The organism is Microcella flavibacter (genome assembly GCF_012530535.1).
GTDB classification, from domain to species: domain Bacteria; phylum Actinomycetota; class Actinomycetes; order Actinomycetales; family Microbacteriaceae; genus Microcella; species Microcella flavibacter.
Genome location: NZ_CP051299.1, coordinates 719,473 through 738,307, shown reverse-complemented (window position 1 = coordinate 738,307; position 18,835 = coordinate 719,473). Strand labels below are relative to the sequence as shown.

18 protein-coding genes and 1 pseudogene are annotated in these 18,835 nt (G+C 71.3%); 5 read left to right on the top strand and 14 right to left on the bottom strand.

Going from position 1 to position 18,835, the window contains the following annotated elements:
- Window positions 1–58 precede the first annotated feature (58 nt).
- Window positions 59–1,462, top strand: coding sequence for a class II fumarate hydratase (locus HGB54_RS03475; protein ID WP_407663497.1), 1,404 nt, complete (start codon window positions 59–61; stop codon window positions 1,460–1,462).
- 27 nt (window positions 1,463–1,489) lie between these two features.
- Here HGB54_RS03475 and HGB54_RS03470 read toward each other — a convergent pair whose 3' ends face one another.
- The 5 genes and pseudogenes from HGB54_RS03470 to HGB54_RS03450 form a co-directional block, all read right to left on the bottom strand.
- A complete protein-coding gene (locus HGB54_RS03470; protein WP_168915217.1) occupies window positions 1,490–2,701 on the bottom strand; it encodes a hypothetical protein in 1,212 nt (403 codons plus the stop codon).
- Window positions 2,698–3,030, bottom strand: coding sequence for a PadR family transcriptional regulator (locus HGB54_RS03465; RefSeq protein ID WP_168915216.1), 333 nt, complete (start codon window positions 3,028–3,030; stop codon window positions 2,698–2,700). Before HGB54_RS03465 ends, HGB54_RS03470 begins: the two co-directional genes overlap by 4 nt.
- A 108-nt stretch (window positions 3,031–3,138) precedes the next feature.
- Window positions 3,139–4,494, bottom strand: coding sequence for a PhoH family protein (locus HGB54_RS03460; RefSeq protein ID WP_168915215.1), 1,356 nt, complete (start codon window positions 4,492–4,494; stop codon window positions 3,139–3,141).
- A 182-nt stretch (window positions 4,495–4,676) separates the two neighbouring features.
- Window positions 4,677–5,327: pseudogene (locus HGB54_RS03455) on the bottom strand (ISL3 family transposase); the annotation flags it as partial.
- A gap of 674 nt (window positions 5,328–6,001) precedes the next feature.
- Entirely contained in the window at window positions 6,002–6,313 is a 312-nt protein-coding gene (locus HGB54_RS03450; RefSeq protein ID WP_146357789.1) for a putative quinol monooxygenase, read from the bottom strand.
- A gap of 107 nt (window positions 6,314–6,420) precedes the next feature.
- Here HGB54_RS03450 and HGB54_RS03445 point away from each other — a divergent pair, with 107 nt between their 5' ends.
- Window positions 6,421–7,362 (top strand): GlxA family transcriptional regulator, encoded by a 942-nt coding sequence (locus HGB54_RS03445; RefSeq protein ID WP_168915214.1) that lies wholly within the window; start codon window positions 6,421–6,423, stop codon window positions 7,360–7,362.
- 407 nt (window positions 7,363–7,769) lie between these two features.
- Here the strand turns inward: HGB54_RS03445 and HGB54_RS03440 are convergent, their stop codons facing one another.
- Both HGB54_RS03440 and HGB54_RS03435 read right to left on the bottom strand, forming a co-directional pair.
- Complete coding sequence (locus HGB54_RS03440; RefSeq protein ID WP_168915213.1) at window positions 7,770–8,897, bottom strand: aminotransferase class V-fold PLP-dependent enzyme; 1,128 nt, start codon at window positions 8,895–8,897, stop codon at window positions 7,770–7,772.
- Between the two features lie 89 nt (window positions 8,898–8,986).
- Window positions 8,987–9,769, bottom strand: a complete 783-nt coding sequence (locus tag HGB54_RS03435) for an isoprenyl transferase (RefSeq protein ID WP_168915212.1) — start codon at window positions 9,767–9,769, stop codon at window positions 8,987–8,989.
- Window positions 9,770–9,855: 86 nt separating this feature from the next.
- On the opposite strand from HGB54_RS03435, the gene trhA reads away from it, so the two are divergent.
- Window positions 9,856–10,590 (top strand): PAQR family membrane homeostasis protein TrhA, encoded by a 735-nt coding sequence (gene trhA, locus HGB54_RS03430; protein WP_228545918.1) that lies wholly within the window; start codon window positions 9,856–9,858, stop codon window positions 10,588–10,590.
- Here trhA and HGB54_RS03425 read toward each other — a convergent pair.
- The gene (locus HGB54_RS03425) at window positions 10,534–10,884 is read right to left on the bottom strand and encodes a hypothetical protein (protein ID WP_168915211.1); all 351 of its coding nucleotides are present in this window, start codon (window positions 10,882–10,884) and stop codon (window positions 10,534–10,536) included. The two genes, trhA and HGB54_RS03425, sit on opposite strands and share 57 nt — an antisense overlap.
- 239 nt (window positions 10,885–11,123) lie before the next feature.
- On the opposite strand from HGB54_RS03425, the gene HGB54_RS03420 reads away from it, so the two are divergent.
- Both HGB54_RS03420 and greA read left to right on the top strand, forming a co-directional pair.
- Window positions 11,124–11,447, top strand: a complete 324-nt coding sequence (locus HGB54_RS03420; RefSeq protein ID WP_168915210.1) for a DUF4307 domain-containing protein — start codon at window positions 11,124–11,126, stop codon at window positions 11,445–11,447.
- A 69-nt stretch (window positions 11,448–11,516) separates the two neighbouring features.
- On the top strand, window positions 11,517–12,002 hold the full coding sequence (gene greA, locus HGB54_RS03415; protein WP_168915209.1) for a transcription elongation factor GreA: 486 nt from the start codon (window positions 11,517–11,519) through the stop codon (window positions 12,000–12,002).
- Window positions 12,003–12,317: 315 nt separating this feature from the next.
- Here the strand turns inward: greA and ilvA are convergent, their stop codons facing one another.
- The 6 genes from ilvA to HGB54_RS03385 are packed head-to-tail and all read right to left on the bottom strand — an operon-like array spanning window position 12,318 to window position 18,711.
- Window positions 12,318–13,601, bottom strand: coding sequence for a threonine ammonia-lyase (ilvA, locus tag HGB54_RS03410; protein ID WP_168915208.1), 1,284 nt, complete (start codon window positions 13,599–13,601; stop codon window positions 12,318–12,320).
- A complete protein-coding gene (locus HGB54_RS03405) occupies window positions 13,598–14,755 on the bottom strand; it encodes an AI-2E family transporter (protein ID WP_228545916.1) in 1,158 nt (385 codons plus the stop codon). Before HGB54_RS03405 ends, ilvA begins: the two co-directional genes overlap by 4 nt.
- 9 nt (window positions 14,756–14,764) lie before the next feature.
- The gene (locus tag HGB54_RS03400) at window positions 14,765–15,853 is read right to left on the bottom strand and encodes an ABC transporter ATP-binding protein (RefSeq protein ID WP_168915207.1); all 1,089 of its coding nucleotides are present in this window, start codon (window positions 15,851–15,853) and stop codon (window positions 14,765–14,767) included.
- Window positions 15,850–16,659 carry an ABC transporter permease gene (locus HGB54_RS03395; RefSeq protein WP_168915206.1) on the bottom strand — a complete coding sequence of 270 codons (810 nt, stop codon included), beginning with the start codon at window positions 16,657–16,659 and terminating at the stop codon, window positions 15,850–15,852. The genes HGB54_RS03400 and HGB54_RS03395 overlap by 4 nt, the downstream gene beginning before the upstream one ends.
- Window positions 16,656–17,591, bottom strand: a complete 936-nt coding sequence (locus tag HGB54_RS03390; RefSeq protein ID WP_168916776.1) for an ABC transporter permease — start codon at window positions 17,589–17,591, stop codon at window positions 16,656–16,658. The genes HGB54_RS03395 and HGB54_RS03390 overlap by 4 nt, the downstream gene beginning before the upstream one ends.
- The gene (locus HGB54_RS03385; protein ID WP_168915205.1) at window positions 17,581–18,711 is read right to left on the bottom strand and encodes an ABC transporter substrate-binding protein; all 1,131 of its coding nucleotides are present in this window, start codon (window positions 18,709–18,711) and stop codon (window positions 17,581–17,583) included. Before HGB54_RS03385 ends, HGB54_RS03390 begins: the two co-directional genes overlap by 11 nt.
- Window positions 18,712–18,835 lie beyond the last annotated feature (124 nt).

Below are 18,835 nucleotides of genomic sequence, written 5' to 3'. Positions count from 1 at the left end.
CCGCGAACCCTCCCCCGATCCCACCGATCCGCACCGTCTGCAAAGGAATCACATCGCCGTGAGCACGCCCACCGAGTCCGACTTCCGCATCGAGCACGACACCATGGGCGAGGTGCGCGTGCCGCGCACGGCCCTCTACCGCGCGCAGACGCAGCGCGCCGTCGAGAACTTCCCGATCTCCGGATCGGGCCTCGAGCCCGGGCAGATCGTCGCCCTGGCGCAGATCAAGCGGGCCGCGGCGATCGTCAACGCCGAGCTGGGCATCCTCGACGGCGCCCTCTCGCAGGCGATCGTCGGCGCCGCCGACCAGATCATCGGCGGGCAGCACCACGAGCACTTCCCGGTCGACACGTACCAGACGGGCTCGGGCACGAGCTCGAACATGAACATGAACGAGGTGCTCGCGACCCTCGCCTCGACCGAGGCGCTCGCCGTGCACCCCAACGACCACGTCAACGCCTCGCAGTCGTCGAACGACGTGTTCCCCACCTCGGTGCACCTCGCCGTCACGCAGGCGCTGCTGAGCGACCTCATCCCCGCGCTCGAGCACCTCGCCGCCGCGCTCGAGGAGAAGGCGGAGCTCTGGAAGACCGCGGTCAAGGCCGGTCGCACCCACCTCATGGACGCGACGCCCGTCACCCTCGGGCAGGAGTTCGCCGGCTACGCCCGGCAGATCCGCCTCGGTACCGCCCGCGTGCGCGGCACCATCGAGCGCGTCGCCGAGGTGCCCCTCGGCGGCACCGCGACGGGCACCGGCATCAACACCCCGCTCGGCTTCTCGCAGAAGGTCATCGCCGAGCTCGCGACCTCGACCGGCCTGCCCATCACCGAGGCCGAGGACCACTTCGAGGCGCAGGGCGCCCGCGACGGCCTCGTCGAGGCGAGCGGCGCATTGCGCGTCATCGCCGTCTCGCTGACCAAGATCTGCAACGATCTGCGCTGGATGGGCTCCGGCCCCAACACGGGCCTCGGCGAGCTGCGCATCCCCGACCTGCAGCCCGGCTCCTCGATCATGCCCGGGAAGGTGAACCCCGTCGTGCCCGAGGCCGTGCTCATGGTGAGCGCGCGCGTCATCGGCAACGACGCCACCATCGCCTGGGCCGGCGCCTCGGGCTCCTTCGAGCTCAACGTCGCCATCCCCGTCATGGGCACCGCGCTGCTCGAGTCGATCCGCCTGCTGTCGAACTCGATGCGCGTCCTCGCCGACAAGACCGTCACCGGCCTCGAGGCCGACCTCGACCGGGCGCGCGCGCTCGCCGAGTCCTCGCCCTCGATCGTCACCCCGCTCAACCGCGTCATCGGCTACGAGGCCGCGGCCAAGGTCGCCAAGCACGCCGTCGCGCAGAGCATCACCGTGCGCGAGGCGGTCGTCGACCTCGGCTTCGTCGAGCGCGGCGAGATCACCGAGCAGCAGCTCGACGAACTGCTCGACGTGCTCTCGATGACCTCGCCCGGCCTGTAGGGGCCCGGGGGCGGGCATCCCTCGCCGTCAGCCCAGCGGCGGGTACGCCCGTCGCAGGTCGCGCGACGCGGCCGCGCGCACGGGGGCGCTGCCGCTCGTGCGCGCCGTCGGGGCGAGGGCGAGCAGCAGCCCCGTGAGCGCTGCGATGGTGCCGACGGACGAGTACGCGAACCACAGCGTCGAACGGCTGCCCGTGTACGGCGGCAGGGTGTCGGCGATCGACATTCCGATCGAGAAGGTCGCCCAGCCCTGGAAGAACACGGTGGCGCCGACGCCGAGCAGGCCGAGGACGCCGACGAGCCGGGTGACGGCGGCCTCGGCCTCGCCGCGGACGAGCGCGCGGTGCCGCACGAGGATCAGCACGAGCGGCCCGACGCTCGCGATCGCGGCCCACACCAGCACGTTCGCGATCCCGTACACCCGGTCGAGGTCGGTGAGCGCCGCGTAGACCGCCGCGGCCGGGATCCCGCCCGCTTGGTCCTGCACGCCCCACACGAGCCCCTCGACGAGCCCGAGCACGATGACCCCGACCATCGCGAGGGACGCCGCGAGCGTGACGGGACCGGAGCGCCCCGGACGATCCGACGCGTCCCGGGGAAGCGGTCGCCACTTCTCGGCGGGCGTCGCGCCCCACACGACGAGCGCCCCGATCGCGCCGAGCACGAGCAGCAGCGCGCCCCCGCCGAGCAGGGTGCTCGCGAGCGGATCCGGACGATCGATGGCGACGGGCCAGAGCGCGATGAGCACCGACCCGGCCGAGAGCGCGAGGACGACGAGCAGCGACATCGGGTGGATGCGCGGCCGCCGCAGCACGGCCGCCCACAGCAGGGCGATGCCCGCAGCCGCCGCGCCGACCACGAACAGGACGGGCGCGAGCCCGACGAGCGCGAGAGCCGGATGCACGGCCGCGAGCGGCCCGAGGCCGGCCAGGCCGCCGAAGCCGAGGAACCCGACGGTCGAACCGACCGCGGCGGTGCCGATGAGCGCGCCGCCCCAGCGCGCGAGGTGCCAGGACTGCCGCTCGAGCTCCGCGGGCTCGGCGCCGTGCGGGCCGAAGCGGCTGAGGGCGGCGAACCGGAGTGCTCCCCAGGCGATGGAGGGGCCCGGCACACCGAGCTCGTCGGCATCGCGGAGGTCGGCCGACCACTGCTCGTCGTAGCGCTCGCGGAGCGCGGCGGGAAGCAGACGGCGGGCGAGCGCGAGCCGGCGGGAGCCGACGGAGCGGGCGGACCCGCTCACGACGCGAACCCCGGCCGCAGCGCGGGCGCCGCGTTCGTGCGCCGCGAGGCGGCCCGCGCGCGGAACTCCCCCACCGTCCGTGCCGCCTGCACCGCCCCGTCGCCGGTGAGCCGGTAGTACCGCCGGCGAGGGCCGGGGCGCTCGTCATCGCGCTCCCACTCCGAGGTGATCCACCCCGCGCGCTCGAGCCGGTCGAGCACGGGGTAGACGGTGCCGGCGGGGCGGCCGCTGCGCTTGATGGCGAGCAGACCCCAGCAGCCGTCGGGGTGCTCGAGCAGGGCATCCAGCACGTCGACGGTCGCGGCGGTCACGCGCGAGAGGGGTTCCATGCGTCGAAATCTACCTATATCGAGATAGCGATGCAAGAGGGATGCTCGACTCCCGCACGACGAGGGGCGGCCGGGCTCCCCCGACCGCCCCCGCGCACCACGTGCGGCTCAGGCCAGCTCGTTGCCCTCCAGCAGATCGGTCACGAGCGCGGCGATCGCGCTTCGCTCGGAGCGGGTAAGGGTGATGTGCCCGAACAGCCCGTGCCCCTTGAGGGTCTCGATGACGCTCGCGACGCCGTCGTGGCGGCCGACCCGCAGGTTGTCGCGCTGGGCGACGTCGTGCGTGAGGACGACCTTCGAGTTCTGGCCGATGCGGCTGAGCACCGTGAGCAGCACGTTGCGCTCGAGCGACTGCGCCTCGTCGACGATCACGAAGGCGTCGTGCAGCGAGCGGCCGCGGATGTGCGTGAGCGGCAGGATCTCGAGGATGCCGCGGTCGATGACCTCGTCGAGCACGTTCTGCGAGACGACGCTGCCGAGGGTGTCGAAGGTGGCCTGCGCCCAGGGGTTCATCTTCTCGCTCGCGTCGCCGGGCAGGTAGCCGAGCTCCTGACCGCCGACCGCGTACAGCGGGCGGAACACCATGATCTTGCGCTGCTGCTGCCGCTCGAGCACCGCCTCGAGCCCGGCGCAGAGGGCGAGCGCCGACTTGCCGGTGCCGGCGCGGCCGCCGAGCGAGACGATGCCGATCTGCGGGTCGAGCAGCATGTCGATCGCGAGGCGCTGCTCGGCCGAGCGGCCGTGCAGACCGAAGACGTCGCGGTCGCCGCGCACGAGGCTGATGCGCCCGGGCTCGGAGACCCGGCCGAGGGCCGAGCCGCGGTCGGAGTGGATGACGAGGTTGGTGTTGATCGGCACGTCGCGCACGGTCGAGGTCTCGATCGTCTCGCGGTCGTAGAGGGTCGACATCTGCTCGCTCGAGAGGCGCACGTCGTCGGTGCCCGTCCAGCCCGAGTCGACGGCGAGCTCGGCGCGGTACTCCTCCGCGGCGAGGCCGATCGACGAGGCCTTCACCCGCATCGGCAGATCCTTCGAGACGACGACCACGTGCAGTCCGTCGTTGGCGAGGTTCATCGCCACGGCGAGGATGCGCGAGTCGTTGTCGCCCAGCTGCAGCCCCGAGGGCAGCACCGACTGGTTGGAGTGGTTGAGCTCGACGCGGATCGATCCGCCGGCATCCCCCACCGCGATGGGGAAGTCGAGACGCTCGTGCAGCACCCGCAGCTCGTCGAGGTTGCGCAGCGCCTGCCGGGCGAAGTACCCGATCTCGGGATCGTTGCGCTTGGCCTCGAGCTCGCCGATGACGACGACGGGGATGACCACCGCGTGCTCGGCGAAGCGGAACAGGGCCTTCGGATCGCTCAGCAGCACGGAGGTGTCGAGCACGTAGGTGCGCTGTGCCACCCCCTGCTCGGTCGTCTGAGCGGAAACTGCCTGGCGGGAGGTGTCGGAAGCGGCCACCATTGCTCCATATCCCGGGGAGCGCGGGCGCGACCCGGACCGTTGTCTCGCGACGCGTCGGCCGGGATTCGCGGACGAGTCATGGCCGTCGCGATCAGGCGGGCTGCCTGATGCGGCTGACGCTAGACCCGACGAGCGCTCGGGTCGACAGCGACACGCCCGGCGTCACACGCGGGTAACCGGGCTCATCCCAATCGGGGGTGTAGAAGTTGGGGTCTGAAGCCGCCGGTCTCGAGCAGGCCTCGGGCGATGTAGTTGGTCAGGTTGCGGAACCCGAATGCGGAGCCGCGCAGGTGTTCGAGCCGTCCGTTGAGCGCCTCGGTCGGCCCGTTGCTGGTACCGGGTCGTTCGAAGTAGGCGAGCACGTCAGCGGCTCGCTTCTTCAGGGTCCGGCCCAGGGTGGTGAGCTCGGTGAGCACCTTGGGGACGCCGGCGCTGAGATCGGTGATCAGCTTCTCCATGAGCTCGCGGCCACGTTGCCGGTCCTCGTGGCGATAGGCGGCGATCATGCGCTGGTAGACACCCCAGGTCGCCTCGACCTCGACGTGAGCGTCATCAACGAACAGCGCGCGTAGCCTGTCGCTCTGCTTGTCGGTGAGCAGGTCCGCGCCGGTGTGCAGCGTGCGCCGCGACGTGTAGAGCGGGTCGTCCCTGAACCCACGGTACCCGTGGATCGCGAGTTGGACCCGGCGCCGGCACCTGACGAGGGCGTCACCGGCCAAGCGCACGACGTGGAAGGGATCCATCACCGTGACCGCGTCCGGGATCTCCTCTGCAGCGGCGGTCTTGAACCCGGTGAAGCCGTCCATCGCGACCACCTCGACCGCGTCACGGAAGCGATAGACGCAAAGCCGACGTGATTAGGTCGTCGGTTCGATTCCGACAGGCGGCCCTGGCGAACAGCCCCTGACCTGCGGAAACGCAGTGCAGGGGCTGTTCGGTTCTGGTGGTCGCGCGATGCGCTGGCCTCACGGCTGTGCCCGACACCGACGTCGCTCTCCTCTGCGACGGACCCCTCCCCGGCTGAGCGCTCGCGGCCGGCATCCTGTCCGTGTGCCGATAGGCCTCGCTCCGCTCGGCAACGCGGCGTGGCGTTGTTCGCGACCTGGACGTGCGAGGTGTCAACGGTGCGTCGGCGCAGCGATCGTTGTGTGCGCAGCGAGATGTTCCATGCCGCACGGGCGACGCGCACGAACGCAAAGCCCCGGAACGCCAACGACCCGTCATCGCTGCGACGCGCAACGCGTCTCCCGTCACGGCAACGGATCGCAACCAAGACCCGCCCACGGCGCCTAGCGGGACGGAGGGCAAGTTGACACAGTTGCGCTGCCATGGAACCGCGCTGGCTCTCTCGATGACCACCGGTGAACCAGTGCCGCTCCAGGCTTGCGCCTGGTGTTGCCTGGCCCCCCTCGTGATCGGCCCGTCGGGGATCGTCAACGTGGTGCGGGTGTCGAGGCGGTCGGGTCCGACGGCTCGGCGGGGCGCGATCGTCTCGTGCGTTGGCGGACTACGGGAGCTTGGACGCGAGGACGTCGGCCGCCAGGATCTCGGGTGCTGCGCCGAGGAGGTGCTGGTTGGCCATCAGGGCTGCGACGATGGCGCCGTTGGCGTGGGCGTCGCGAGCGGCCTCGTCGGGGAATGCATCGAAGATCCAGAAGGTGTCGGCGTGGGTCCTGACCGCGAACCAGACAATCGTTCCTACTTCTTCGTTGGCGAGTGCGACAGCGCCGGCGAGCAGATCGGCGAGCGCGTCGTGCTGTCCATCGGCCGCGACGATCTTGGCGACGAAGGCATACGGAAGTGATGAGGGTGTGGACATGAGGGACTCTCCTTGACGTCGGTGTTCTTCGTGGGACGAATTCAGCCTATGACGAGCGAGGGCCGGTGGGGAGTGGCGTATACGGCAGTATTGCTATTGTTTACGTCATGCGTATCGGACTGATCGCGATCGACGGCTGCCTCGGTTCGGCGGTCGCGTCGGTCATCGACATCGTGCGGGTGGCCGACGGAGCCCGCGGCGATGTCGACCCGCGGATCGACCCGATCGAACTCGCCATCCTCGGACCGAAACGGCGAGTGACCACGACGGCATCGATGACCCTGTCGGTGGACCACCCGCTGTCGGAGTCCGGAGAGTTCGACGTGGTCGTCGTCCCTGCGCTTGGAACCCTTACGGCCGCCGCTACCAACGACGTCCTCCAGAGCCGAGATGCTCGTTCGGTCATCGCCTCGCTCGGGCGCCTCGACGAGGCGACCACCCGGATCGCCGCGGCGTGCACCGGCGTGTTCGCTGTCGCCGAGACCGGACGGATGCATCATCGGAGGGCGACGACCAGCTGGTTCCTGGGGCCGGAGTTCCGGAAGCGCTATCCGACCGTCGCCCTCGATCTCGACACCATGGTCGTGGTCGACGGGAACCTCGTCACCGCCGGCGCCGCGTTCGCCCACATCGACCTCGCGCTCTCACTCGTGCGATCGATCAGCCCCGACCTGGCCCAACATGTCGCCAAGCTCCTCATCATCGACGAGCGTCCGTCGCAGGCGGCCTTCGTCGCCTACGAACATCTCCGGCACGAGGACCCGATCGTCGTCGAGTTCGAACGCTTCGTGCGCGCCCGCCTGGACGAACCGTTCAACGTCGCCTTCGTCGCGCAGTCGCTCGGCACCAGCCGGCGCACCCTCGAACGACGAGTCCGTGCGGCGCTCAACCTCACTCCGCTCGGCTTCGTCCAACGGCTTCGCACCGAACGAGCTCGACACCTCTCAGCAACCACGGACCTCACCTCCGCCGAGATCGCGCTACGGGTCGGCTACGCGAACGCCGAGACTCTGCGCTCCCTCCTGCGCAGGGAGCGACGCCGTTCCTGACCTATCGCCATGCCTGTAGCTTGTGTCCTAGCGCTCGGTTGGAACCACCTCTCAGCACGTCGCGTCGACGCTCCTGCGTCGCCCCTGGACGACCCACTCGACACGCCCGCAGCACAGCCCATGTGACGTGCCCCGGCTTCCCGGACGGTCGGAGTTGGGTGGCTGTGATGTCGCTGCGTTCTCGTCGAGAGGGTCAGCAGACCCGATCAGAGCCGATTGGGATGAGCCGCGAAGGCGGTCAGGTCAGGGCGGCCGAAGCCGGCCGACGGGGTAGCGTCGGGCACGTCGAGGTCTTTCGGATGGATGGCGTAGGAACCTCCGTCGTCGGGAGACCTCGACGTCTATCTGCGGACCGACGCGCCCGGCCGACCTACACCCTCATCTGGGAAGAGCCGGTAACCGGGTGTTCAGATGCGGGTGCCGGCCTGGTACTCGGCGAGGCTCTCGCGCAGCAGCTCGAGCGTCTCGTCGCTCGTCGAGGCGTGCGGGGCGAAGCGCACCCGACCCCCGCGCGCGGTGACGGTGACGCCGTGGTTGTGCAGGGCGGCGGTGAGGATGCTCAGCTGCTCCGGTGCCGGCTCGGCGACGACGATCCCGGCCCGTTCGGCGTCCTCCCGCGGCGACACGACGGGCAGGCCAACCTCGTCCAGCAGGTCGACGACCCGGGAGGCGCGCTCGAGCACCCGCTCACGCAGCACCCCCACGCCCACGTCCAGCACCTCCTCGACGGCGACCGCCAGTCTTCCCTGCGCCGCGGGGTCGGCGAAGCCGACGCGGAACGCGCGCGCATCCGGCTGCGGCGGGCGGATGTCGTGATCGGGCCCGTCCGGCAGCTCGCCGACGGCCGTCCAGCCCGACCACACCGGCGTGAGCTGCTCGCGCGCGCGGTCGCTCATCGCGAGGAACCCCGTGCCGTACCCGGCCCGCAGCCACTTCTGCCCGCCGGACGCGATGACGTCGGCGACCCCCCACGGCGCCTCGACGACGCCGACGCCCTGGATGGCGTCGACGATGAGCAGCCGGTCGCCGATCACCTGGCGGATGCCCTCGAGGTCGACCAGGTGCCCGGTGCGGTAGTCGACGAGGCTCACGCAGACCGCGACGACGGAGGAGGCCATCTGGTCGCGCACGACGGCCGGGGTGATGCGCTCGTGCTCGGGGGTGATGGCGTGCGGCACGAGCACGCCGAGCGCCTCGGCCGCACGGGCGGCGGCGTAACCGACGGAGGGGAACTCCCCCGCGCTCAGCGCGAGCCCGCCGGTGAGCCCGAACATGACGTGCATGAGCGCCTGGCTCGTGCTCGGCTGGAAGACCACCTGATCCGGCCGGAACCCGAGCAGCGGGGCGACGGCCGCATCCACCCGCTCCTCCTCCCCGAGCACGTCGGGCAGCGAGCCGAAGCGGGCGCGCGCGAAGATCTCCGACTGCGCGCGCATCTCAGCGACGACGGTGTCGCCGACCGGACCGGCGCTGGCGAAGTTCAGGTAGCCCGGGTCCTCGCGGAACCGGGCGGCGTACTCATCGATCGAGATCACGGGATGCGCGCTCCTTCGAGGCGGTGGGGTGGAGCGCGCGGGTCGCGCTCGCGGTGCAGCGGGTGGGGCGGGGTCGGGTGGGCGGCCGCTCAGGCGCCGAAGCGGCGCTGGCGGCGGGCGAAGTCGCGGAGAGCGCGGAGGAAGTCGACCTCGCGCAGGTCGGGGCCGAGCGCCTCGACGAAGTAGAACTCGCTGTGGGCGCTCTGCCACAGCATGAAGTCGCTGAGCCGCTGCTCGCCGGAGGTGCGGATCACGAGGTCGGGGTCGGGCTGGCCGCCGGTGTAGAGGTGCTCGGCGATGCGCTCGGGGGTGACCTGCTCGGCGAGCTCGTCGAGGGTTCCGCCGCGCTCGGCGTGGTGGTGCACGATCGAGCGCACGGCATCGGCGATCTCGCGCCGGCCGCCGTAGCCGACGGCGAGGTTGATGTGCAGGCCGCGGTTGTCGGCCGTGCGAGCCTCGGCGTCGTCGAGGTGCTGCAGCAGGTTCTCGCTGAGGCCGTCGCGGCTGCCGACGTGCTGCACGCGCCAGCCGGGCTGGCGGGAGAGCTCGTCGGCCAGTTCGGCGATGATGCGGGTGAGGCCGGCCAGCTCGTCGGCGTGGCGACCGGCAAGATTGTCGGTCGAGAGCAGGTAGAGGGTGACGACGCCGATGTCGGCCTGGTCGCACCAGGAGAGGAACTCGCGCATCTTGTCGGCGCCGGCACGGTAACCGTGGTCAGTGGTGCCGCCGTACTGACGAGCCCAGCGCCGGTTGCCGTCGATGATCATGGCGACGTGGTGGGGGTGCGTCGTGCCCGCCAGGCGCCGCCGCAGGCGGCCCATGTAGAGCTGGTAGAGCAGCCCGCTGCCGAGCGGGGTTCGCTTCGAACGCACAGACTCACGGTAGTGCACACCGCAGCGCTTGTCCGCGGAGGCCAAAGGATTCCGCGGCGGCGGTGCGCCGACGTAGGGTCGGAGCCGTGACCTCACCCGACTCGGACGTCGAGCGCGAACCCGCCGCCGACCTGCCCAACGTTCCCCTGCTCGAGGAGTCGATCGAGTACGCGCAGCTCGATGCCAAGCCGACCTGGCGCGGCTGGATCCACGCCGGCACCTTCCCCGTCGCGCTCGTCGCCGGCATCGTGCTGCTGCTCGCCGCCGACGGCGCCGCGGCGACGTGGTCGAGCGCGGTCTTCATGACCACCTCGCTGCTGCTCTTCGGCATCTCGGCGACGTACCACCGCTTCACGTGGAGCGAGCGCACGCGCATCCTGCTCAAGCGCCTCGACCACGCCAACATCTTCCTGCTCATCGCGGGCACCTACACGCCGCTCGCGGTGCTCGCGCTGCCGCCCGAGAAGGGGTACCTGCTGCTCGGGCTGGTCTGGGCGGGCGCCGCGCTCGGCATCGGGTTCCGCGTGTTCTGGATCGGCGCGCCCCGCTGGGCGTACGTGCCGCTGTACCTGCTGCTCGGCTGGGCCGCCGTGCTCTACATGGGCGACCTGTTCGCCGCCGACGCGGCCATGATGGTGCTCGTCATCGCGGGCGGGCTCGCCTACACGGCCGGCGCGATCATCTACGGCATGAAGAAGCCGAACCCGGTGCCCGGGGTCTTCGGGTTCCACGAGATCTTCCACGCGCTCACGGTGATCGCGTTCCTATGCCACTGGACGGGGATCCTGCTCGTCGCCGTCGACCCGCCGTTCGGCGCCTGAGCCGGTCGCCGCGTCGGATCCGGTCGCCGCGTTGGATCCCGTCGCCCCGTCCTGCTCCGCCTGCTCGGCGGCCAGCCGCTCGCGGATCTCGCCGCGGTACCGCACCCGGCGCATGCGGCGCATCATGTCGACGATCAGCAGAACGACGACGATCGTGACCACGGCGGTCGCAATGAATCCGGAGACCCCCGGAGTGACGAGGTTGGGGTCGATCTCGATGGACGGAATGAGTGGATCATCTACCGGGGTGGGCCCGAGACCCTGAGGCATCAGGGCGGACGGCAACCACGTCACGAGCAACTCCATTGCGGTTCGGGGCCACCGAGAATTTGATCTCGGGGCCGGACGGTGAGCACGCGCACAGCAGCGCGCGCTACGGTCATCGAGACTAACCGCCGTCTCCTGTGGAATCGATCGAGCGCCGAATCATGTCCCTTTCCCGCACCCGCCCTGCCGACACGCCGTCGTCACGGCTCGACCAGCGGTACGGCCGGACGCCGCGCGATGGCCGCCGCGTGCGCACTGTCTCGATCATGAGCGCGGTCGCCTTCGTCGGCGTCTTCGCGGCCTGGGTCGTCTGGGGCGGCCTCTCCGGCACGAGCTCCACGCTGGAGGTCCGCGAGCTCGGGTATCTCGACGTCACCGAGTCGAGCGTCACCGTTCAGTGGGAGGTCAGTGTCGAGCCGGGCGTCGAGGTGAGCTGCGCGCTGCAGGCTCTCAACGGCAGCTTCGGCATCGTCGGCTGGCGAATCGTCGAGCTCGGCGCGTCGGAGCAGCGCACGCGGCAGTTCGCCGAGTCGCTGCGAACCTCCGAGCGGCCCGTGACGGGTTTGCCGTACCGCTGCTGGCTCCCGTAGCCTCGACGGAATCGATCACGGAACCGGCCGACCTTCGGCCGGTTCCGTTCTGTCAGGAGGCGATGACCGATGAGCAGCGAGACCCCGTGGCTCTCCCAGGACGCGTACGACCGGCTCACCGCTGAGCTGCACACCCTCGAGACCGAGGGCCGCTCCGAGATCGCGAAGCGCATCGAGACGGCGCGCGACGAGGGCGACCTCAAGGAGAACGGCGGCTACCACGCCGCGAAGGACGAGCAGGGCAAGATGGAGGCCCGCATCCGCCAGCTCACCGAGCTGCTGCGCACCGCCACCGTCAGCGAGGCGCCCGAGTCGCACGGCGTCGTCGAGGCCGGCACCGTCGTCACCGCTCTGGTGTCGGGCGACGAGGAGAAGTTCCTGCTCGGCAGCCGCGAGATCCTCGCCGCCGGCAGCGATCTCGACGTCTACAGCGAGAAGAGCCCGCTCGGCGAGGCCATCCTCGGCCTCAAGATCGGCGAGAAGACCAGCTACGAGGCGCCGACCGGCGCGAGCATCAGCGTCGAGATCCTCGACGTCGAGAACTACACGCCGTAGTCCGGACGCGTCGCGGCCGGACGGCGAAGACCCTGGCCGTGCCGCACGATCGTGGCCTCCTGACGGGGCGGGCCCGCCCTCGCCGAGGTGATGGTCTCCCGCTGTCGCTCCTTCCACTCTGCAGGAGTCAGTGGAGCATCACTCGCGAAAGTCCTGCAGAGTGGAAGGTGCACGTGCGACGCACGTGATCGCGGCAGCGCGCGTGCTCCGCACGCGATGCACGGGTCCCCGTCACCGTGCTCGAGGCCCAGCGGAGGGCAGTCCCTCAGCCGGGCGACGAGGGTCTCTCGTGAGCAGCCGCGCCTGCGCCGCTCCTCAGACGCTGATGGAGCGCGGCGCGTAGCCGTGCGCGCGCAGCGCGTGCAGCACCTGCTCGGCGTGCTCCGGCCCGCGGGTCTCGATGTGCAGCTCGAGCTCCACCTGGCTGATCTGCAGGCCCGAGCCGTGGCGGGTGTGCAGCACCTCGACGACGTTCGCGTTCTGCTCCGCCACGATGCGGCTCGTCTCGGCGAGCTGGCCGGGGCGGTCGGGCAGCGGGATGCGCAGCTTGAGGTAGCGCTCCGACGCGGCGAGCCCGTGGCTGATGACGCGCTCCATGACGAGCGGATCGATGTTGCCGCCCGACAGCATGACGACGGTCGGGCCGGAGGCGCGCACGCGCCCCGTGAGGATGGCCGCGACTCCGACCGCCCCGGCCGGCTCGACGACGAGCTTGGCGCGTTCGAGCAGCACGAGCATGGCCCGCGCGATGTCGTCGTCGTCGACCGTGACGACCTCGTCCACGGCATCCTTGATGATCGCGAAGTTGAGCTTGCCCGGCTTCGAGACGGCGATGCCGTCGGCGATGGTGGGGTGCACGACGACCTCGGTGGGCGCGCCGGCCGCGAGGCTCGCGGGGTAGGCGGCCGCCTGCGAGGACTGCACGCCGATGATGCGGATCTCGCGCCCGAGCTCGGCGGCCTTGCGCTTGAGCACGCTCGCCATGCCCGAGATGAGCCCGCCGCCGCCGATCGGCACGATGATCGTCTCGAGGTCGGGCACCTGCTCGAGCACTTCGAGCCCGAGCGTGCCCTGGCCGGCGATGACGTCGGGGTGGTCGAAGGGCGGGATGTAGACGGCACCCGTGTCGGCCGCGTGGGTCTGCGCGGCACGCAGCGGCTCGGCCACGGTGTGGCCGACGAGCACCACCTCGGCGCCGTAGTGGCGGGTCGCCTGCAGCTTCGGCAGGGCGACGCCGATCGGCATGAAGATCGTGGCGCGGATGCCCAGCTCGCGCGCGGCGAAGGCGACGCCCTGAGCGTGATTGCCGGCGCTCGCGGCGACGACGCCGCGCGCCTTCTCGGCGTCGCTCAGCCGCGACATGCGGTTGTACGCGCCGCGGATCTTGTACGAGCCGGTGCGCTGCAGGTTCTCGCACTTCATGTGCACGGGCACGCCGAGGATCTCGCTGAGGTGCCGCGAGGTCTCCATCGGCGTGATCTCGGCCACCGCGCGCACGACCTCGCGCGCCGCCTCGACCTCGGCCAGGGTCGGCCCGGCGAGGTCCGCGAGCGCCGCGCGCGGCTCGGGAACCGGCGTCGTCACCACCGTGTCGGTCATCTCTTCTTCTTCTGGCGACTCTCGTCGACGTCGGTGATGGCCGCGAGATCGGCCATGGTCGGGCGGGGGCGGGTCTTCCACGCCCCGCTCGCAATGTACCGGATGGAGACATTGAGGAACGCGACGATGGGCACGGCGAAGAGCGTTCCCGGGATGCCGGCGAGGAACCCGCCGGCCGCCACCGCGAGCACGACGGCCAGCGGGTGCACCCGCACGACCGAGCCCATGACGAGCGGCTGCAGGATGTTGCCCTCGATCTGTTGCACGAGCAGAACGATGCCGAGCATGATGAGCGCCTGCACCGGGCCGTAGAAGACGAGCGCCACGACGACGGCGAGCGCGCCCGTCACGACGGCGCCGATGATGGGGATGAAGCTGCCGAGGAACACCGCGACCGCGATGGGCAGGGCGAGCGGCAGCTGCAGGATGACCGCACCGAGCCCGATGCCCACGGCGTCGACGAACGCGACGAAGATCTGCACCTTGGCGAAGTTCGTGACGGTCAACCAGCCGGCGGTCGCGCCGCCGTCGACGGCCTTGCGCGACTGCTTCGGCAGGAGCCCCAGCACGAAGCTCCAGATGCGGCGGCCGTCGAGCAGCAGGAAGAGCAGGGTGAACAGCGCCAGCACGGCGCCCGTCAGCACCTCGCCGACCGTCGAGCCGACCGAGAGGGCGCCGCTGACGAACCAGTCGTCGGTGAGATCGAACTGCCCGAGGGTGTCGTCGATGACCGTGCCGATCTCGTCCTCCGAGATGCCGAAGGCCGTGCTGATCTGCCCGACGACCTCGTCGAATCGCTCGACCGCGCGCTCCTCGAGCGCGGGCAGCCCGCTGCGGATCTGCGAGACGACGAGCCATACGAGCCCGGAGACGGCGCCGATGAGCGCGAGCATCGAGGCGGTGACGCTCAGCCACTTCGGCCAGCCGATCCTCTGCAGCCAGCCGTTGAGCGGCTGCAGCAGCGCCGCGAGCAGCACGGCGATGAAGATGGGGATGACGAGCAGCGCGAGCTGCATGACCAGGAAGATGACGACGCCGATGACCGCGGCGATGGCGAGCAGGCGCCAGGACCACGCCCCCGCGATGCGCATGCCCGGGGGCACGCCGTCGGTCAGGGGGGCGTCGGGCTCGGCGGATCGGTGGCGACGGAGCATCGCCACAGTCTACGAGCGCGGCTCGGCCGGCGAGGTCGACACTGCGCGCCCGCTGAGCGTCACGCCGACGCGGTCGCCGGGGCGGGCGGGCAGTGCGACGTCGTGCTGCACCACGAGCTCCTCCCCCCCGTCGAGGCGCACGCGGGTGCGGCGCAGCGAGCCCAGGAACGAGCTCGTCAGCACGGTGCCCGCCGCACCCGCGCCATCGGCCCCGAGGCGGATGTCCTCCGGTCGGACGAGCGCCCGCACGGCGGCGCCGTGCTCGGCGGGGGCCAGCAGGGGCAGCCGCTGCCCGAGCACGACCACGGCCTCGCCGTCGACGGTGCCGGCAAGCCGGTTGCTGAGGCCCACGAACTCGGCGACGAAGGCCGAGGCGGGCCGAGTGTACAGCTCCTCGGGCGTGCCGATCTGCTCGATGCGGCCCGCGCGCATGACGGCGACGCGGTCGGCGACGGCGAGCGCCTCCTCCTGGTCGTGCGTGACGAAGACGGTCGTGATGCCGAGCTCGGTCTGGATGCGGCGGATCTCGTCGCGCAGCTGCACGCGCACCTTCGCGTCGAGCGCGCTGAGCGGCTCGTCGAGCAGGAGGACGCGGGGGCGGGTCACGAGCGCGCGAGCCAGGGCGACTCTCTGCTGCTGGCCGCCGGAGAGCTGGTGCGCGTAGCGCGCTCCGTGGTGGTCGAGGCCGACCAGGTCGAGGGAGTCCTGCGCGCGGCGTCGGCGGTCCGCCGCGGGCACGCGGCGCATCCGGAGCCCGAATTCGACGTTCTCGAGAACGGTCATGTGCGGGAACAGCGAGTACGACTGGAACACCATGCCGATGTCGCGCTTGTTCGTGGGCACGCGGGCGACGTCCTCGCCGTCGATGAGGATGCGCCCCTCGTCAGCCGGCTCGAGCCCGGCGAGCACGCGCAGGGCCGTCGTCTTGCCGCAGCCGGAGGGGCCGAGCAGGGCGACGAACTCGCCCGGGGCGAGGTCGAGCGAGACGCCATCGAGCGCGGTGAGCCCGGGGAAGCGCTTGACGACGCCCTCGAGGGCGACGGGCGCGGAGACGCGGCCGGGGCCCGGGACGGTGGACGGAGCGGTCGTGTCGGTCATGATTCCTTCCGGGTGCGGCCCCGCCCGACGCGCCCGATGACGAGCAGCAGCACGAAGGCCAGCAGGAGCGCCAGCAGTGCGAGCACCACGGCGATGTAGGGGTCGTCCTTGCTCACGACGACGAGGGCCGTCTGCAGGTTCTGCCGGTTGAGCAGCGAGGCGATGGTGAACTCGCCGAGCACGACGGCGATCGAGATGAAGGCCGCGGCGAGCAGCCCGCGGCGCAGGTTCGGCAGCAGTACGCGCACGATGGTGACGGGCCAGGAGGCGCCGAGCGAGCGCGCCGCCTCGGTCAGGGTCGCGACGTCGAGCGCGTCGAGGTTCGACTGCACGGCGCGGTAGGCGAAGGGCAGCACGATGATGCCGTAGGCGAAGGCGAGGGTCCAGACGCCGCTGCCGAACAGGCGGGCGACGACGCTGTAGACGGGCGCGAGTCCGACGACGAGCACGATCGCCGGGATGCTGATCGGCAGCAGGCAGACGAACTCGAGCGCCCGGCGCAGCTGCGGCAGTCGCAACTGCACGAGCACCATCGTCGGCACGAGCAGCACGAGCACGACGAGCACGGTCACCGCCGCGAGGGCGAGCGAGTTGCCGATCGCCTGCCCGAGCGGCCGGTAGGCGGGGCCGAGATCGCCCGTGAGCACGGTGATCCAGCGGCTGAGGTCGTAGCCGCCCTCGAGCCCGCGGCGCAGCGTGAACTCGACCATCGCCACGATCGGGATGGCGAACAGCACGCCGACGATCGTGAGGATGCTGCGGCGGGCGAGCGCGCTCGGGGCGGGGATGCCCGCGCCCGCGCTCATCGCCGCCACCGGTCGGCCCGGCGCTGCAGCAGGGCGTACAGCGTCATGACGACGACCATCACGACGATCATGCCGAGCGCGAGCGCGCCGGCGAGGTTCTCGCGCCCGAGCAGGGTCTCGCTCGTGAGCGCCGCCCGGATCTGCAGCGGCACGATCGATTGCCCCTGGCTCGTGAGGGCCGCGGCCGTCGCGTAGGAGGAGAAGGCGTTGGCGAAGAGCAGCAGCAGAGAGCCGAGGAAGGAGGGCCAGAGCACGGGGATGCCGATGCGCCACCAGAAGGTCGCGGTCGTGCCGCCGAGGGTCGCGCTGGCCTCGGCCCACTGCGGCTTGAGCGACTCGAGCGCGGGCAGGAAGACGATGATCATGAGCGGCACCTGGAAGTAGACGTACGGCAGGATCAGGCCGGGCGACTCGTAGAGCCAGACGCCGTCGGCGAAGATGTCGATGCCGGCGAGGTCGCGCAGCAGCACCGTGACGCCGCCCTGGATGCCGATCGTCGCGATGAACGCGAAGGCGAGCATCACGCCGCCGAACTGGGCGAGCACCCCGCTCGCGGCGTCGATCACCGAGCGGAGCATCCCCTCGGGGCGGGCCGCGACGATCGCATAGCTGACCAGCGCGCCCAGCAGGGCGCCCACGACGGCGGTGAAGGCCGAGAGCGCGATCGAGGTGCCGAAGCCGGAGAGCACGAAGGGGTCGCCGAGCGCGGCGATCGTGTCGAGCGTGAACGCTCCCTCCTCGTCCACGAAGCCGGTCGCGAGGGCGATGCCGGTCGGCAGGGCGAGGAAGAGGGCGATGTACAGGGCGAAGGGCGCCACCCCCCAGGCGGCGGCGCCGCGGGTGCGGCGGGGCCGGACGGGGCGGGTCGAGCCCCGGGGCGCTGTTGCGCTCCGGGGCTCGACCGCGGGGGTGACGACCGTGCTACTGGACAGCGGTCGCCCAGCGCTCGCCGAGCAGCGTCGCCGCGGCGTCGCTCTGCTCGGCCGAGGGCACGACCGTGTCGGCCGGGGCCTCGGGCAGCGCGGCGTACAGCGCCTCGTCGATCTCGCCGGCCTCGACCATGGCCTGCTCGAGCACGGGGCGGGCGCCGCCCTTCAGCCACAGGTTCTGCACCTCGGGGCTGTAGAGGAACTCCATCCAGAGGCGCGCGGCGGCCGGGTTCGGGGCGTCGACGTTGATGGCCTGGTTGTAGTAGCCCGCGTAGCCGGTGCCCTCGAAGACCACGACCTCCCAGTTGCGCTGGCCGTCGAGCTCGGCGGCGTAGCCGTTGTTCAGGTAGTCCCAGTCGAAGACGACGGGGGTCTCGCCCGAGGCGACCGTGGCGGGCGTGGGGTCGATCTTGACGAAGTTGCCCGCGGCGTTGAGCTCTTCGAAGAAGTCGATGCCGGCCTGGAAGTCGTCGAGGTCGCCGCCGTTCTGCACGGTGGCCATGCCGACCGCCGCGAACGCCGCACCGGCCTGGGTCGGGTCGCCGTTGATGGCGACCTTGCCGCGGTACTCCTCGCCGAGGAGGTCGTCGAGCGACTCGGGGGCGGGCACGGCGTCGGGGTCGTAGCCGACCGCCATGTACCCGCCGTAGTCGCCGACGAACAGGCCCGACTCCTCCTTGAGGGCGTCGGGGATGTCGTCCCAGCGCTCGACCTTGTAGGGCGCGAAGTAGTCGGTGCTCGTGAGCGCGACGGCGAGGCCGAGGTCGAAGACGTCGGGGGCGGTGTCCTGGCCGCGCAGGTTCTCGGCGGCCTGGATCTCCTCGGCGCTCGAGGCGTCGGGCGAGGCCTCGGTGATGGTGATCTCGGGGTAGCGCTCGGCGAAGAGGTCGATGATCTCGCCGTAGTTGGCCCAGTCGCGGGGCAGCGCGATGACGTTGAGGGCGCCCTCGGCCTTCGCGGCCTCCTCGAGGTCGGCGAGCGTGCCGAAGTCGGCGAGGCTCGTGGCGGTCGAGGCGTCGACGCCGCCGGCCGCGGTGGGCTCGGCGTCGGTGGCGCAGGCGGTCAGGGAGAGGGTCGCGACGGCGGCGAGGGCCGCGCCGGCGAGGAGTCGAGAGCGAATCACAGGGGTGTCCTCCGGGGAAGGGCGCGGCGGCTCGTGCTGTGGTCGAGCTCAGGGGGTACCGCGCTGATCGCACGCTAAGCAGGCGACATGTCGCACTCGGTGCACCCCGGCGGCGGCCGGGTGA